The 16,212-nt window shown below is 55.5% G+C and carries 14 protein-coding genes; 1 reads left to right on the forward strand and 13 read right to left on the reverse strand.

Going from position 1 to position 16,212, the window contains the following annotated elements; all coding sequences use genetic code 11:
• Nucleotides 1–39: 39 nt before the first annotated feature.
• The 13 genes from AC0L17_RS28670 to AC0L17_RS28730 form a co-directional block, all read right to left on the reverse strand.
• On the reverse strand, nucleotides 40–1,068 hold the full coding sequence (locus AC0L17_RS28670; protein WP_473518240.1) for a polysaccharide biosynthesis protein: 1,029 nt from the start codon (nucleotides 1,066–1,068) through the stop codon (nucleotides 40–42).
• Between the two features lie 13 nt (nucleotides 1,069–1,081).
• The gene (locus AC0L17_RS28675; RefSeq protein ID WP_473518241.1) at nucleotides 1,082–2,260 is read right to left on the reverse strand and encodes a glycosyltransferase; all 1,179 of its coding nucleotides are present in this window, start codon (nucleotides 2,258–2,260) and stop codon (nucleotides 1,082–1,084) included.
• Between the two features lie 193 nt (nucleotides 2,261–2,453).
• Nucleotides 2,454–3,968: a capsular polysaccharide export protein, LipB/KpsS family gene (locus tag AC0L17_RS28680; protein ID WP_473518242.1), complete on the reverse strand. Its 1,515-nt coding sequence runs from the start codon at nucleotides 3,966–3,968 to the stop codon at nucleotides 2,454–2,456.
• Nucleotides 3,965–5,026 carry a pseudaminic acid synthase gene (pseI, locus tag AC0L17_RS28685; RefSeq protein ID WP_473518243.1) on the reverse strand — a complete coding sequence of 354 codons (1,062 nt, stop codon included), beginning with the start codon at nucleotides 5,024–5,026 and terminating at the stop codon, nucleotides 3,965–3,967. The genes AC0L17_RS28680 and pseI overlap by 4 nt, the downstream gene beginning before the upstream one ends.
• 20 nt (nucleotides 5,027–5,046) lie before the next feature.
• Nucleotides 5,047–5,553 (reverse strand): UDP-4-amino-4,6-dideoxy-N-acetyl-beta-L-altrosamine N-acetyltransferase, encoded by a 507-nt coding sequence (pseH, locus tag AC0L17_RS28690; RefSeq protein ID WP_473518244.1) that lies wholly within the window; start codon nucleotides 5,551–5,553, stop codon nucleotides 5,047–5,049.
• The gene (gene pseG / locus AC0L17_RS28695; RefSeq protein ID WP_473518245.1) at nucleotides 5,546–6,667 is read right to left on the reverse strand and encodes a UDP-2,4-diacetamido-2,4,6-trideoxy-beta-L-altropyranose hydrolase; all 1,122 of its coding nucleotides are present in this window, start codon (nucleotides 6,665–6,667) and stop codon (nucleotides 5,546–5,548) included. The genes pseH and pseG overlap by 8 nt, the downstream gene beginning before the upstream one ends.
• Nucleotides 6,652–7,449 (reverse strand): SDR family NAD(P)-dependent oxidoreductase, encoded by a 798-nt coding sequence (locus AC0L17_RS28700; protein ID WP_473518246.1) that lies wholly within the window; start codon nucleotides 7,447–7,449, stop codon nucleotides 6,652–6,654. The genes pseG and AC0L17_RS28700 overlap by 16 nt, the downstream gene beginning before the upstream one ends.
• A complete protein-coding gene (locus AC0L17_RS28705; RefSeq protein ID WP_473518247.1) occupies nucleotides 7,440–9,077 on the reverse strand; it encodes an aldo/keto reductase in 1,638 nt (545 codons plus the stop codon). Before AC0L17_RS28705 ends, AC0L17_RS28700 begins: the two co-directional genes overlap by 10 nt.
• Nucleotides 9,074–10,231: a UDP-4-amino-4,6-dideoxy-N-acetyl-beta-L-altrosamine transaminase gene (gene pseC, locus AC0L17_RS28710; RefSeq protein ID WP_473518248.1), complete on the reverse strand. Its 1,158-nt coding sequence runs from the start codon at nucleotides 10,229–10,231 to the stop codon at nucleotides 9,074–9,076. Before pseC ends, AC0L17_RS28705 begins: the two co-directional genes overlap by 4 nt.
• 53 nt (nucleotides 10,232–10,284) lie before the next feature.
• Nucleotides 10,285–11,520 (reverse strand): lipopolysaccharide biosynthesis protein, encoded by a 1,236-nt coding sequence (locus tag AC0L17_RS28715; protein WP_473518249.1) that lies wholly within the window; start codon nucleotides 11,518–11,520, stop codon nucleotides 10,285–10,287.
• Between the two features lie 575 nt (nucleotides 11,521–12,095).
• A complete protein-coding gene (locus AC0L17_RS28720; protein ID WP_473518250.1) occupies nucleotides 12,096–13,373 on the reverse strand; it encodes a sugar transferase in 1,278 nt (425 codons plus the stop codon).
• A 169-nt stretch (nucleotides 13,374–13,542) separates the two neighbouring features.
• A complete protein-coding gene (nusG, locus tag AC0L17_RS28725; RefSeq protein ID WP_473518251.1) occupies nucleotides 13,543–14,103 on the reverse strand; it encodes a transcription termination/antitermination protein NusG in 561 nt (186 codons plus the stop codon).
• A 414-nt stretch (nucleotides 14,104–14,517) separates the two neighbouring features.
• Nucleotides 14,518–15,102, reverse strand: a complete 585-nt coding sequence (locus tag AC0L17_RS28730) for a biotin transporter BioY (protein WP_473518252.1) — start codon at nucleotides 15,100–15,102, stop codon at nucleotides 14,518–14,520.
• 125 nt (nucleotides 15,103–15,227) lie between these two features.
• On the opposite strand from AC0L17_RS28730, the gene AC0L17_RS28735 reads away from it, so the two are divergent.
• Nucleotides 15,228–16,136, forward strand: coding sequence for an MBL fold metallo-hydrolase (locus AC0L17_RS28735; RefSeq protein ID WP_473518253.1), 909 nt, complete (start codon nucleotides 15,228–15,230; stop codon nucleotides 16,134–16,136).
• Nucleotides 16,137–16,212 lie beyond the last annotated feature (76 nt).

The raw sequence follows: 16,212 nt of genomic DNA on the forward strand, positions 1-16,212 counted from the left end.
CCGGCCATTGCAGATGGGGCGAAGGTCAGTCCGTCCGCGTCACTCTTCAGGTTCGACATGCTCACCACGGACAATAGCCTGCACAAACCGCAGCTTCATCAATAGCGCCTGCATTCCCTTGACATCCAATCTTGTGGTGTTGTGCGAGTTGTAGTCTGTCGAGTGCGAAATCTTGATCTCGCCCTGCTCGAAGAACTTTCCATAATTCAGATCGCGCAAATCCGGCGGCACTCGATAGTAGTCACCCAAATCTTCTGCAGCAACCATCTCCTCTCGGCTGAGCAAGCCCTCGAACAGTTTCTCGCCATGGCGCGTACCTATTATACTGATTGGGTGATCGGGAACTCCTAGCAGTTCAGTCAAGGCGATGGCCAAAGTTTCAATTGTAGCGGCCGGAGCCTTCTGCACGAAAATTTCGCCGGGATTGGCGTGCTCGAAGGCATAGAGCACCAAGTCGACGGCGTCGTCCAATGTCATCATGAAACGCGTCATAGTGGCATCGGTGATAGTGATCGGCCGCCGGGCACGAATTTGACTGGCAAACAGCGGAATTACCGAACCGCGAGATGCCATCACATTGCCATAGCGGGTGGCACATATGACGGTATTGTTGCTTGAGCGCGACTTGGCAACGATGACCTTCTCCATCATCGCTTTGCTGATGCCCATGGCATTGATCGGATATACCGCCTTGTCCGTGCTCAGGCAGACCACGCGCTTCACATTGCAGTTTAGGGCTGCTTCCAAGGTATTTTCCGTGCCGAGCACGTTCGTCTTGACGGCCTCAAGCGGGTAAAATTCGCAGGAGGGTACCTGCTTGAGTGCGGCAGCGTGATAAATGAAATCGACTCCGCGGACGGCGTTGAGAACCGACTGGTAATCGCGTACGTCCCCGATATAGAACTTGACCTTGGGACTGTTGTACTTCTTGCGCATGTCATCTTGCTTTTTCTCGTCCCGGCTGAAGATGCGAATTTCTGCCAAATCGGAATCGAGAAATCGCCGCAGAACAGCGTTTCCGAATGAACCGGTACCGCCGGTGATAAGTAGGGTCTTGCCGGTAAACATCAAACGTCCTTTTCTAAGTTTGATTGGCCGCGACAGAACGGAACATCTTCAAGGTTTCCGATCGTGCCTCGTCAGATCCGACGTAGCGTTTCGCGTATTCGATCGTAGCCATTTGGACCGATCGTTGCTGTCGAGTATCTCTGTCCGCTGCGACCGCTATTTGCTGTCGCCATACATCGATTGAATCGAGGGGGGCTACAGTGATTACCCCGGATGAGACCTCCCGCCAAGGTGTTCGATCACTTACCAAGACGGGCGTGCCGGCGCGCAAAGCTTCAAAGATGATATGCCCGAAATTTTCCCCCAGCGTAGGAAACGCGAACAGGTCATATGCAGCGAACGTTTCGGAAACACCACCAGGCTCCAGCATTCCACGATATTCGACGCTGATATGGGAAGGGAGGCGTTCAATCGTCGCCTGACAATTCCGCCAATAGCTCGCGTCCTCTATAGGGCCAAAGATCGCGAGTTTGATTTTGCGATCCACTCCAGAGAGAATCTCAAGGAGGCCAACCAAATTCTTCATCGGCGAAATACGGGATATGAAGGCAATCGCCAGTTCGCCGGCCGTTTTAGACGTACGTTCCGACACATTGTCACAAACACCTCCCGCGGACACCGGATCGGCAGCGAGATGAATCTTGTTTCCCGCATGTCGAAACTGACGCAAGATATCTTCTGCTTCCAACGCGGTGGAGGCGTGCCAATGCACATCCCGATACAGTCCAACCAGCCTGACGAGATCCAGATAGGTCCTTTTCTTGAGGCGCTTGATTGAGAGTGCGCCCGCAGAGAATTCGCCTCGCGGTGCAATGCAGATGTTCGCGCCATTTTTCCGGACCGCGCGTTGGTCGAGATAGATCGAAATAGATGACCGGTATCCAAAGAAACTGTTGAGATACAGAACGTCGAAACTATGTGGCGCGGCCGCCTTTGCCATGCCCCTCGCGCCAAATGTGCTGGGCTCGGCATAATATATTGGACCACTCGGGGTATTCACCCATTCATTCGCGCGGATTCCCGAATACGGCTCATCCGATCCTAAATCACGATCCCTGGTGAAGATCGAAAACTCAACGTTACCGGCCAGAGCCTCTCGCATGTTGGCAAGCGTGCGAATCGGCCCCCCCCCTTTGAAGCCTGGCAAATAGAAATCCGCTACACACAGAACTTTAATCCCGTTCGACGTCATGCTCACACACGGAACGGTACGGCTGCAGGGTGATTTCGATCCGCCCTTTCAAGACGATGACATAGAACGCCGCTCACGATCTCACCAATGCTCTCATCAGAGTTTGCCTGCCGGAAGTCGCGTGGAGCCACTTGCCGGAGTTCGTTTCACGAACAATGCCATCATCGTCCCGAAGTTCAGCCTGTGATTGGCGTTAGCCATCGCAAATATTCTCGCTCAGTTCAGGAGCTCGGTCCGCATGGCCCGGTACGGCTATCTCTTTCCGTTTCAAATTGTTCAAATGTCCGGATTTTAGCAACTCACCATAGACATGCTTGGCAGCCTGAGCGGCGCCCTCGTGGCCAACCATAAGATTAAGTGTTCCCGGCAAAGTAGACAGCCAGTAGGCGCAGACGAAATCATGATTGTATTTTTCATCCCAACTTGTCGTCGAGGCCAGGCCATCCAAAAGAGTGCGACGCAAGTCTGCAGGATTCACTACCCGGATGACGCCCTTATGAAACTCGTAAAATACCCGACCATACAGAAACACCCGCTTTTTAAGCAAAAGCGCTTCGTAGCCAACGGTGCTTGTGAGGGTGATAATCCCGGCCGATTGTTTGATCAACTGCTTGGTTGGCTCGTCCGGCCCCAGCAGCCTTACATTGGGAAGGGACCGGACGCGACGATAGAATTCGAGCGACGGGTACGCCCACGCGCTGATGTGATCCTTAACGTACAAGCGAACGCCTTCGGGCAGACTAAAGGCGATGTTGCGGATCACTTCATATTCATCGAGGTAAGCCCCAGCCAGGATGGATGTTGAGGCCTCAGGGTGGAAGTGGATCGGGTATAGCAGAAATCGCTCTCCAGTTACCGGTTTCTGGTACATGCGGCGAACCCTGCCGACTTTGAGACGACGACGCACATTGCGCAGCAAAAGGCTTATGTGCGTACGTAGGGGGTTGCCGATCTGGAACGAATTGGTACGACTGTCGAGTAAGTGACGTATCAGGGCCTTGATCCTGCCGACACGGTCACGCCTGAAGTAGCGCTTAATCAATGCGACACGTTCCAGGCCATTGATTTTCATGTAATCGGGAACGATCGTCTCGATATTGTCGATGTAATTGTCCACCCAGTGGTGAACATCCGGGCCCACGGTCTTCTGCCCATTTTGGATTGCGGCAAACGCTTTCTCAACCGAGTCATCCGCTAACGGATCTGCTGAAACGGAGAACCGACCGGGCAGGCGAGAGCCGCCTAGGCCAATATAGACAGCCTTCCGTTTCTGGGCCACGAAGAGCGCGAAGTGCGCGAATGCATTGGAGACATTCTCATATAGAACGAAATCCGTTCCATGCTTGTCGAATATTTCCTCGAAATAGGTCAGCAGAGCACTTTTAAGTCGATCGAAGAAATCGAGATCGGCACTGTCTCCCCAGATCCCATAGGCCAGCGCACGCTCGAAATCGGAAAGCAGGGCAGAGTTCAGATCATATTCAGCATAGCGAGTAAGAATATCAAAATCGACATGATGGTTCGCAAAGAAGGAAGAAAAGTCGTAGATCTCGGCGAAGCCTACGGAATCCAAGCCGTTCTCCTCACGAGAAAACGCGCTATCGACAGCCACGACTACCGTGGCGCCATCACTACGAAATTGCGCGGCGAGCGCGTTGAAAAAATGAAAGTAGTTCGGTGCGCTATTTGATAGAAACAGAACGTTCATCTTCGGGGCCAGCCTTCAATCAATTCAGGGCGCACGGCGGTGGCGGAACGAATGTCCTGAGTCACTGTACGGCCCAATACTATTTCAAGATTTTTGGGCGCAAGTCCAAACCCTGGACGCACGCTACGTATACTGTCTCGCGTGATGACATCACCTGCCTTGAGATCTCTCACAAAATACAGCGATCTGCGAAACTTGACATTCGCTTGCTCGCTCGATTTGCGCCCATAGTCCACCTTGCCGAGCGCCTGCCACGCCGTTTTCGCGCTAGCGCACAATGCGGCCATTTCGGCAGGCTCCAGCGAGAAACTGTCGTCTGGCCCACCTCCGCTGCGGTCGAGGGTGAAGTGCTTTTCTATGATCGAGGCGCCTAAGGCCACGCTGGTGATGGCAGTAGTATTGTCGAGCGTATGGTCTGAAAGGCCCGTAACCAACCCGAACCGCTCAATCATGTCGGATACGGTATGCAAATTATAGTCTTCCGCCGGAGCCGGGTAACCGCTGACGCAATGCAGGATGGCCAGTTCCCTGCAGCCGCCTTCACGGGCGGCGTCGATTGCCTCTTGTATCTCTTCGGCGTCGGCCATGCCCGTCGAAATGATCATAGGCTTGCCGGTGCCGGCAGCGTATTTGATCAAGGGCAAGTCAACCGCCTCGAATGAGGCGATTTTGTAAGCGGGCGCGTTCAAGTCCTCTAGGAGATCAATCGCCGTACTGTCGAAAGGCGAACTGAAGATGGTAATGTCCAGCTTGCGGGCATGATCGAACAAAAGCTTATGCCACTCCCATGGCATATGAGCCTCTTCGTAGAGTTCATACAGCGAGCGCCCATTCCACAAACCGCCCTTAATCTGGAACTCCTCGCTGTCGCTGTCGAGGGTGATTGTGTCGGGCTTGTAGGTTTGGAGCTTGACGGCGTCCGCTCCGGCCTTTCGGGCCTCTTCGAGTATGCGGAACGCCGTTTCGATCTTGCCGTTGTGGTTCGCGGACACTTCGGCAATTACATAGGGTGGCTGATCCCTCCCGATCCGACGTCCGGCGATCTGGATAGAGGTCATTTGTGTTCTCCCAAGACGGTTCACTCGGCTTTCCAGTCGTTTCTCAGCAGCCCGAAGCAAATAAGGGAGTGATACAATCCCTGGATGCGTTGTTGGTCGCGCAATATGCCCTCCTGGGTGAAGCCCAGGCGTTCGTGAAGCGCAATGGAGGCTTTGTTGAAATCAATGGCTTGGCCGCAGACCTTATGGAGGTTCAATTCGCGAAAAGCATAATTTAGCGCTGCGGAGCCGAGTCTTTTCCCAGTTCCTTTCGCTGCGTCTGGGCCCGCGTAAAATCCCCAGTTCGACACCCCTCCGTCGGCAACATTGTCAAACTGCACATAGCCGATAGGGACTTCTCCATCCACAACTATCATCAGTCGCCGCGTTTTATCATTGCGCGCTTGGAAGAACCAATTGCGGTGCTCGTCCAGGCAGATTTCGTGCTGCGTAAACATGAAACGACGCACGTCCCAATGGTTTCGCCATGCCAGCACCATCGGCAGATCGTCAACAATCATCGGCCGAACGAGGTAAAGCTCAGACATATCCACCGACCATCTGATCGGCAATCCGGGAAACGCCTTCTCCGTCTGTGATCTTTGCGGTTGCGTTGCTTAGGTCAAGGAGGAACTGACCAACTGTCCCTGACAACAGGTGCTGTTGCAAACGGGTCGCAATTTGCGAAGCCTTCTGGACAGCCACAGCCGCGCCTGACCTCTGGAGTGCCGCGGCTACGGCATGCTGGTTGTCCGCCAATACCAATACGAAGCTGGGCAGGCCCATGCAGCAGCGCTCCCATGAGGTGCTCCCAGCGGCGCCAATGGCAACGTCACTTTCGACCATCAAGCGAGCCATGTCGTTCACGCCGACCAGAACCTGGGTTGGGCGGCGCATTCCGGCCGCATGGACCAGCACTTGATCCAGCCAAGGAGCGTGAGGACCCATCACCACGACAACATGCAGATCGGGCGGCAGGTCGCAGGAATTGAGCGCATCAAGGACGTGTCCCGTTGCATTGTCCTTGTCGACGCCACCCATGGCAACCAGCAGCTGCCGTAGCCGGGGGACCTGTCGGCGGGTCAGACTCTCAGCGCGCAGCCGCGCGAACTCCGGGCGCAGCAGGGCAAAATGCGGGCCAAGAAGCGTGCGGGCTTTTGGCGGCAGAAGACTCGTGTAGTCGGCTACATTTCGCCCCAGGCCCGGGTCCAGCAGCAAATCACAGTCATGCGGTCGATCAGCCAGATCGTCCATGACCATCAGCCATCGGCAGTCCGGGCGCAGCGCCTGTTCCCAGCGCCTGTCCAGAGCGTAGTGATCCACCACCAGCCAGTCGACCGCTCTCTGCAGGACATGGTGGGTGTGTTCAGCATCGGCCGCCCAGTCGGTTCCGAGCCAACAAGCATGGGCTGGGTCCTCAATTTTCCGCGCTGTATTGGACGGCATCAATGCCGGCAGAGCTACTGTCGTATGGCCTCGCTGCTCAATGGAGTCCAGAAGATTCCCATGGTGCGGCCGACAGATGAACAGGCATTCCGCCCCGCGCTCGCGAAGCGCATCGGCCAGCGTCAGGCAGCGCATCACATGGCCTGTCCCGATCTGAATCGAGGCATCGGTCCGAAAGCCGATGCGAAGTCGGCTTGCCATCACCAGGCGGTCCACCCGCCATCCACTCGGATGTCAGCGCCATTGATGAAAGTTGACGCCTGCGAAGCAAGCAACAGAACAGCTCCCTGGATTTCTTTGGCGTTGCCCACCCGCCTCAGCGGCACTTTATGAGCCAAGCGGCTCACAAAAGCTGACGACTTCTCCTGCACGGAAGGCGACGGAAAAGGTCCTGGTGAAATTGAATTCACCCTTATGCCTTCGGGTCCAAACTCGCATGCTGCATACTTTGTCCATTGCGCGAGCGCCGCCTTCGCAGCTCCATAGAAGGGAGGGTTTGCTGTTCCATCCGCGTCGTAAACTCTGAAGTCGGGACTCACCGATGCATACATGGAAGCCACATTGATCACCGACGCATCACCTGAAGTGCGCACCGCGTTGCGTAGGCACGGGAGTGCGGCTCGCAGCAGGCTTTGCGCCGCCACCACGACAATTTCGTAGCTCTGCCGGTACGACGTCTGACTAGAGGTCTCGATCGTTCCCGCGCCACCTAGATACGCATTGTTGATCAAGCAATGCAGTGGATTTGTGCCGCGGCGTTCGAAAAATTCCCTAACCGCTAATTCATCCAAAATGTCAAAAGCAGCAGTCCGTGCCTGGTAGCCGGCCTCTGACAAAGCAGTTACCAATTCCTGGCTCCGCTGCTCGGAGCGTGAATTCACAAGCACGCAGGCTCCTGCTTCTGCCAGGCCCCACGCCATCGCACTGCCAAGATGGCCCGTTGCCCCGGTAATCATGATATCGCGGCCTGACAATGAAAATCGTTCCATCAAACGCATAGCCTGTCCCGCATCCAAAGGGCAGGGTCTATGCTTCGAGCATCAATCTGCGGACGCGTTTCGCGTGCAAACTGCACTTCTGAAACGTCGAGCGGCGGATTCGCAAGGCAGTCCAGATTTTGCGAAAGTTGATCAATCGTCTCCACGCCAATGACAATCCCATCCACCCAAGGAATCCCCGCAGCGAAAGCAATACTTAGATCTACCAGGGAAATCCGGCGGAATCTCTGCTGCATTTCATCCAACCAATGCCATAATATTTCCGGATTGCAAACGTTGGCCTTCCTCCAATGCTCAATATTTCGACTGTTGATCAATCCTTGTAATAAAACACTACGGACATGGACTGTAATATTTCTATCAGACTTTGCTCGTTCAATATTCGCATCATAGGCGTCCCACCGATAATCTAGAATGTTAAATGGAATTTGAAGGTGAGAAACGTCTTTATCAAGTAGAGCTAAATTCAGCTCTTCTACGTTCTGGATTGAAACCCCTAATTTCTTTATTATCCCGCCATCACGATGTTCGATCAATCTTTTCCAAACGTCACCATTCCAGACGTGCAGATGACTCGCGCGATGCAACAGCAAGGTGTCGAGTTTCTGAACACCCAAAGCGCTCATCGAGTGAAACAGACTACCATCAACAAAGGCATTGATAGTCGCAGTTGACGCATCTTGGGGACAATCGTCGAGAGGTGCCAGTTTGGTAACAACCTGAACGCGATCTTGCCATCCACCAAGAAGGGCATGCCTTATGACCTCCTCACTGTCGCCATAAGCTCTCGCCGTATCGACATACCTCACGCCATTGACGATAGCAGACCTGATCAGCTTGCGACTGACTTCCAAGCTGGGCTGGCCATTCGCGTTGGCGATACCATACTTAAAACCAAGCTGAGCCGTCCCCAATACGAGTTTGTTGCTAGGCCCATCGACTTGCGGTTGCAGGCCTGCCCCCTTCAGCCACCGACTAAGCTCTATTGCCCCCACGTCAATTGGATCGGCTATATCTCTGAATAGACGCTCAACATGAAGGTAATCGTCCAGAACGTCGACAGTACACCGGCGATCTCCCATTTCTTCCTTTATGTACTTTTCAAAATAAGCAGGCCCAAACTTCCTTATTACGTATGGCGTAACATGCTCCAAATCATGCATGTCTTGGGCAAACCGATGAGCTTCTCTCAAATGGCATAAGCGCGTGACCTCTACGCTTACTCCATAGGGCAGGCCCGACCTGCTGCCGTTGCAGGCAAGATATTCAAGTTCTCGATTCAGAAAATCTGCTTCAATTTCATCTATGAGACTGCCGTCTGGAACGATGTTGTCCGCCGTCAAACGAAACACAATCGTCTCGTCCTCAAACTCACTTAGCGCCTCAACGTAACGCGCCAATGTATTTTCCAAGCTGCCTCTGTAGTACGGAAGGCCATAGCGTCGCAAAATACCGATAAGTACATCATCGCTCTCATGCGTCGAAGTGGCGACGATAACTTTTCGCCCCGTATTGGGGGGCCGTTTTGGCGCCAATACAACGATGGGCAGCCCTGCGATGGGTAACAAGACTTTCGCAGGCAACCTGACAGAACTGGTCCGCGCCTGTATAACGACAATACTGGTCATGCCAGGATCTGCTTCAAGGTCCCAACTACCTCGTCCAGCTCAGTACGGGTCAACGTCGGGTGCATTGGGATGCTGATAGCTTCCCGATAGTAGCGTTCGGCCTCCGGAAAATCGCCGTTTCGGAAGCCCATCTTCTGGTAGTAGGGTTGAGTGTGCACCGGAATGTAATGCAGATTGACCATAATCTGCCTGGCACGCAACGCCTCGAAAACCTCCCGATGGGAGGCGCCGATATTCTCCAGTTGCAGGCGGATCACATATAGATGATAGGCCGAATAGCCGTCGGGATGCTGCCACGGCAGGTTAAGTGGCAAATCGGCGAGCAGAGTATTATAATAGTCGGCGATCTCATGTCGCCGCTTCACGTAATGGGTCAGGCGATTGATCTGGCTAACGCCCAGTGCAGCCTGCATGTCGGTCATGCGATAATTGTAGCCGAGAGCCACCTGTTGATAATACCAGGGGCCATCCATGGGCTGTGTCATAAGCGCTGGCTCTCGGGTGATGCCGTGGCTTCGAAGCAGACCCAAGCGGGTTGCCAACTCATCATTGTTGGTCAAGGCCATCCCGCCCTCAGCAGTGGTGATGATCTTTACCGGATGAAAACTGAAGACGGTGATGTCGCTGTATCGACAGTTTCCGATTGGCTCTCCCTTGTAGCGACCGCCGATGGCATGTGAGGCATCTTCGATGACCTTGAAGCCGTATTTCTGACCGAGAGCATGGATGGCCTCCATATCGCATGGCTGTCCAGTGTGATGGACAGGCACCACAATCTTCGGCAAACGGCCAACCATTTCAGCTTCGACGAGCTTTTCCGCCAGTGCTTTTGGACAGAGGTTGTAGGTGCGCGGATCGATATCCACAAAATCCACCCGAGCGCCGCAATAGAGCGCACAATTGGCCGTGGCTACGAACGTGTTCGGCGTGGTCCAGAGCAGGTCGCCAGGTCCGAGATCCAGCGCCAGACAGGCAATGTGAAGTGCCGATGTAGCGCTGTTGACAGCTATCGCATGAGTGCTGCCGGTATGGGCCGACACACTCTGCTCAAACGTCGGGATGTTGGGGCCTTGAGTAAGGTTGACGGACTTCAGAACGTCCACAACCGCATCGATGTCAGCCTGCGTAATGTCTTGTTGTCCATAGCGGATCATAAGGTTCTGACCGTGTTTGAGCAAAGTTTGAAGTTAAGCCATTGACTTCGGCGCTAGTGATTTCTGTCGATTTGATGGTAGGCGATGGCTTTCCAGACCATGATCAGCGTGAACGAGATCGTCATGCCGATAGGAACCGCCAGTTCAGCGTGACTTCCGCTCAGGCACCAGGTCGATACAACAAATACCGGCAACGCAGCAATGTGACTGTAGATAATGGGCTTGTCGGAACCACGGGCATAGAGAGCATAGTGGGGCACCATGCCGACGGCATTGATGATGGCCGCGAGCAGAACCCATGGATATAGGCCAAGGGCGTGCTGATAGACGGACTTGCCCACCCAATCCAGCAGGTAAGGCAGTGACGCCCAGCTTGCAAAGCCGAACACAACCGAAGTTGCCAGGGTCTGAAAAAAAATCTGTCGCACCTTTGCACGGGCAAGGGCGTATTCCTGATTGTGGGCATGGCTGATCAGTGCCGGGTAGCCGAATGAGAACACACCCGCGTCCAGAAACACCATCAACGTTCCAGCAACGCCGAGGAACAACACATAGGCACCAACCGTCTCTATGCCGCCGAGCGCTTCCATCCAGTACCGATCGGCTGTCTGAATACCCCGCAAGGCGAGGGTCGCAACCAAGAACGCCGTGCTGACGGAAACACCCTTCTTGACCCAAACCCAATCAATCGGCCTGGACCAACCACCAATATTTAGTTGCCCCAGCCTCCAAATACCCAATGCTGCGGCGGCGACGCCTGCACATGCCCACAGCGCCATAATAACACCGAGGTTTCGACTTCCCGCATCCCCGATCATCAGTGCCACGATCGCAATCGCCCAGCTGCCTTGGCGCACGAATAACGTTATGCTGGCGGCCACTTGGTCCGATAGCACAATGAGCAGTCGGGCCACTTCCTGGTTGAAATGCTCTAACGCCAAAATTGGGACGAACCACCACAGCAGATACGCTGGCCAACCGGCGTAGATCAAGAACAAGACGAAGGCCGGGACTACAATCAAGTAGAGGAAGCAGCACAAGCCCAATTGTCCTTTTAACATACCTCCTCTCTGGTCTTCGGGAACTTTCAGAATTTCGCGCGAAACAAAGACGTAAAAATCCAAGCCGACCAAAAAAACACAATAGCCAACTGTGGCCGTGAAAAGCCCGTAGTAGCCGACTGAAGCGGGGTCGAGGTACCGGGCTAGGAAAAATACAAACAGAAATCGAATGAATAGCGTGGTGAAACGCAAAATGACGTTTACCAGCCGGGTCGCTCCGGCAGCCAACCGATCATTCCCCCTTCGCGCGGGCACTGAGCTTCTGTTTAACGGTCGCCAGCCTCGACTCCGACACGCACCGTCGCTCATTCATTGACCTTGCACGCGAAAGAAGCGCGAGAGTCGTAATACTAATAGTGGCAGTTGACTTCTCACAATAGCGGTCACCCACGTGTCCTCTTAGGCGTGACCCGCGTGTCCTCTTCAACTGCGAAACTCCTCCGCAAAAACTCGACATTTCTTGGTAAGCGCGTGTGAGAGGTCGCCTGCAGTACGTGGCCGCTCCCCCATACCGGACTCAGAGTGGGTTGTAAGCAGGATCCAGCGCGGGTCTTTCGCCGGAGCCGTTCCTCGAATCCCTGGGCAGGCAGGAAGTTAGCAAAATAGGCGCCGTCCTGGCCGGTAATGCCGGCGATAAGCGCTAACTTCCCGATCGTTGTCGCTTCCGCGGTCTCAATAGGACAATATCTTCATCGCTGATTAGCCTCGGAACGGATCCTCGTCCAAAAAACGTGCTGCTCCGACCACCCCGTGACATCAGGTGAGTTAGCCTCGTCACATCAATCGTCGATCTTTGCCGCATGTCAACGCGCGCCAAAACCTGTCAGCATGGTTCGGATGGTGCGAAACACAATCAGCACGTCGAGCCAAGGGGAGAAATTCTTGATGTAGTAGAAGTCGTAGTGAAGTTTTTCCAGGACATCGTCGACGGCCGCAACGTGGCCCTGGTTGACTTGCGCCCATCCGGTAATGCCGGGCCGAACGATGTGGCGGTATCGATAGAATGGCAGCTCGGCCTCGTACCACTTGGAGAGTACGAGTGCTTCCGGGCGCGGTCCGATCCAGCTCATCTCGCCACGCAGAATGTTGAAGGCCTGCGGCAATTCATCGATCCTGGATTTTCTCAAGAACTGCCCAAGGCGCGTGATGCGCGCATCGCCGGCCTTTGTGATGGCCTCTTCCTTTTCATCGCCAACCGGGGCGCCGAGTTTCATTGTCCGAAATTTGTAAACTTCGTAGATCTTTCCTCTGTAACCCATTCTCTCTTGCCTGAACAAGGCCGGGCCAGCTGAGTCAAATTTTATCGCTGCCGCCACGAACAGGAGCAACGGCGAAGAAACCACTAGAATAACTAGCGCAGATATCCAATCGACTGCTTGTTTAATCTTTAAATAAGCATGGTTTGGATTCAAAGATCCTAACGTATTTTCGGAAAGATGCTCTATTTCTACTCGGCCCGTAAGCGATTCGCTGATCTGCTTGACATGATAGACCGGCGTTCCCGAGAGCGCGCGATCGGCAATATACCGTTCCCATTCATCCGAAAGATCGGCTCGAAGGTCGGCCACCACACCGCTTGCATGTTCGACAATCGTCTCGGGCGAATGAATCCGGTGCCAACAAACGCCTGGTATATCTTCCAGCCTATCAACATCTCCTCCGGGGATTACTGCCAACCGGTATGGGTCGAGCCGCCGTGTGGCCAAGCTCAAGCCAAAATACCACAGGGTGGATTGAATGAAGCTCGCTGCGGCCTGAAACCGGCTATAATCAAACCTGAAAAAGAAGATGGCCATGAATACGAGGCCGTAAGTCAGGGCGAAGGTGGGCAGAATGTAACCAGCCGCCGCCACACCCGGAAAATTGCCGATGCGCTTATAAAGCAGGTAACCCGACGTGTGAGCGATGAGGGCAGCAAAGATCGTAACCTGCATGTTCGATGACCAAATCACATGTTGGCCGAACGACATGCGGATGAGCGCCGGGAACAGGATCGCGAAAGTCAATCCGCCTAGCAATTGAAAGCGCATCCGAAGCAGAAGATGCCTCTGGTTGGGCAGGTTGACAGTTGAGGTGTTCAAATTCGTGAAGCCACTAACCAATTTAACTGATCATCCGCCAAGACAAGCAACAGATCTGCATTGCCACGTCCATCGACATCCTTCGGCTCCAAATGGCTACCGCACTCCCGGGTGAACCCGAGAGCCGACTTTGCAGCACTTGCACCGCGTGACCTAGCGTCAGTTGCGGCTACGCGATCGCGACGAGTTCCCTTGAATCCATGTCAACAGGGATCTCGCCATTCATGATGGCAACCAGTACTCGGGCCCTTCCGGCTGGATCGAGCCGGTCAAGACGACCGATCATCTCCGCGAAAGGACCTGAAAGAATCCGAACCGAGGCGCCTGCAGTAAGGCCTCCGCTGAAATCAAGCAAGCCGTCCTTGCCAGTCAGGGCAATGAACCGTTCCACCAGCCCCGAGGGGACCGGCAATGGCCGCTCGCCCTGCATGATGAGGGAGCGCACACCGAACGTCCCGTTGACCGAGCGCCACCGCTGCAGCGCGACATCGAGGGCGATGAACATGTAACCTGGAAAATAGGCTGCCGGTCGCGTCTCGATGCGCCGGGCATGACGAATGGTCTTCTCGCAGCGAGGTATAAACGGTTGGAACCCCTGCAGCCGGAGATGCCGTTCGGCGACGTCTTCCTTTCCCGGAAAAACGCTGGCGGCATACCAGCGCGCTGCGGCGACCGCGGGCCGTTGCAACGATGAAGTCGCCTTGTCTGTTGTTTTTTTCGGGCTAATCACGCGTCTCGCTCTCGGCGGTCTTCGGCATGGTCGATGTCAAGGGTTACGACAGCGCAACGATACCGGTCGAGCAGCTATGTCGCGGGGATCAAGGCGGTTGGTCGATTTTTTGCTATTTGTCCATTAATTTTTAGCTTTGCCTAACAAGCTACCGAGCCACATTATTTTTTAGCCACCCAACCACGGTATCGACCGATTTTTGCGCCGATGCGTAGCCGCCTGGTTACAGCGGCTCGCGACGAATCGCCGGCTGTTGTGGTCCTTAGCCCTTGGTCTTGACCATTGTGTGACGGTATCGTTAGCAAATCGTTGCACAGCAGATGCCGGCCAATTGGCGCCGCCCTGCGTTCCCGACGATCCGTCGCAGAGACAGGATCATTCCTGTGCTTGCCGATCAGTGCTGCGCCCGAGAGCTCAGGAACGCTTGAGCAGCGACCAGACGGCGGGCACAAGGCTCGCCGCCAGGCCTACCTTGATCAGGTCGCCGACGATGAACGGCACGACGCCGAACTGCCATGACTTTTCCGGGCCGATGAGCAGCGCCAGCCAGGCAAAGCCCATCGCCATCATGATGATTTCGGCAACCAGAATCGCGTTGAAGAGCTTGACCGGATGGCGATCCCAGCCGCGATCGGCAGCCCAGCCGACGATCGCCGCCATGACGACGAAGCCGAAGAGATAGCCGCCGGTCGAGCCGAGCATGTAGGCAATGCCGATGCCCTTTTCCGGCGTGCCCTGGAAGACCGGCAAGCCGATGGCGCCCTCCGCCATGTAGAGAAGCAGCGTGGCGACGCCGAGGCGCATGCCGAATGCAGCTGATATCAGGAACACGGCCAGGGTCTGCATCGAGATGTCGACCGGTCCGAGCAAAACCCTGGTCTTGGCCGACAAGGTCAGCAGCAGCGTTCCAACGATCGCCAGCAAAAGCTGCGTCGCCAGGCGGGCCGCGCCCCTTTCAGGCAGAGCGAGAGAAACAAGCGGCGTCGTTGCAATTGCCATGGTCTTCCTCATTGCGGACTGCCGCAGATCGCGGCCTTGCGTTTTCCTATATTGGCTTCCGTGCTATGCGGCAATCGGTTTTGCCGACATCGGTTTTGCCGCCTCTGGAACAGGGCTGAACTGCCATGGCGCTGAAATTCGACACCGACTTCGAACCGGCCTACGGCCAGGGCGTGACCGTTGCGCCCGACGTGCTCCGGATCACCGCGAAAAATCCCAGCCCGTTCACCTTTCACGGCACCAACAGCTACATCGTCGGGCGCAAAACGCTGGCGGTGGTCGATCCGGGGCCGGATGACGATGAGCATCTCAAGACGCTGCTCGCGGTGATCGCAGACAGGCCGGTCAGCCATATTTTCGTCAGCCACACACATCGCGACCATTCCCCGCTGGCAGCGCGGCTGAAGCAGCACACCGGTGCAATTGTCCTGGCCGAGGGTCCGCATCGGCCGGCGAGGCCGCTGCGCACAGGCGAAATCAATCCGCTCGACGCCAGCGCCGACACCGCCTTCAATCCGGATACCGCGCTTGCCGACGATTTTTTGGTCGAAGGCGACGGTTGGGCGATCAGAACGGTGCTGACGCCGGGCCATGCCGCCAATCATGCAGCCTTTGCGCTGGAGGGAAGCGGTATCCTGTTCTCGGCCGATCATGTCATGGCCTGGGCGACCTCCATCGTTGCGCCGCCGGACGGCGCCATGGCCGACTATATGGCCTCGCTGGATCGGCTGATCGAGCGCGACGACCGCCTGCTGCTGCCCGGCCATGGCGGGCCGGTGACAGCGCCGCGCAGCTTCATGCGCGAGCTGAAGTCGCATCGCAGGATGCGCGAGCAAGCGATCCTGGAGCGGATCAGAAGCGGCGACCGGACGATCAAGGAGGTGGTTGCGGCGATCTATCGGGATACCGATCCGCGCCTGCACGGCGCGGCCGCGCTGTCGGTGCTTGCCCATCTCGAGGACCTGGTGGCGCACGGCCTGGTGAGCACCGACGGCGACCCTGACATCGACGGCATTTTCAGCCTGCCTGGCTAAGAGACCGTTTGGAAACTCTACTCTGGCGGCCATCTGATGGCGTTTTCTGCGCTTCCGGTGCTCATATGTGGACGGC

The organism is Mesorhizobium sp. WSM4829, from assembly GCF_055811475.1.

Bases quoted from the DNA above. Each gene is read 5' to 3' on its own strand.
- AC0L17_RS28670 (WP_473518240.1), bottom strand. From the start codon at position 1,068: ATGTTTACCGGCAAGACCCTACTTATCACCGGCGGTACCGGTTCATTC.
- AC0L17_RS28675 (WP_473518241.1), bottom strand. From the start codon at position 2,260: ATGACGTCGAACGGGATTAAAGTTCTGTGTGTAGCGGATTTCTATTTG.
- AC0L17_RS28680 (WP_473518242.1), bottom strand. From the start codon at position 3,968: ATGAACGTTCTGTTTCTATCAAATAGCGCACCGAACTACTTTCATTTT.
- pseI (WP_473518243.1), bottom strand. From the start codon at position 5,026: ATGACCTCTATCCAGATCGCCGGACGTCGGATCGGGAGGGATCAGCCA.
- pseH (WP_473518244.1), bottom strand. From the start codon at position 5,553: ATGTCTGAGCTTTACCTCGTTCGGCCGATGATTGTTGACGATCTGCCG.
- AC0L17_RS28700 (WP_473518246.1), bottom strand. From the start codon at position 7,449: ATGCGTTTGATGGAACGATTTTCATTGTCAGGCCGCGATATCATGATT.
- AC0L17_RS28705 (WP_473518247.1), bottom strand. From the start codon at position 9,077: ATGACCAGTATTGTCGTTATACAGGCGCGGACCAGTTCTGTCAGGTTG.
- pseC (WP_473518248.1), bottom strand. From the start codon at position 10,231: ATGATCCGCTATGGACAACAAGACATTACGCAGGCTGACATCGATGCG.
- AC0L17_RS28730 (WP_473518252.1), bottom strand. From the start codon at position 15,102: ATGGCAATTGCAACGACGCCGCTTGTTTCTCTCGCTCTGCCTGAAAGG.
- AC0L17_RS28735 (WP_473518253.1), top strand. From the start codon at position 15,228: ATGGCGCTGAAATTCGACACCGACTTCGAACCGGCCTACGGCCAGGGC.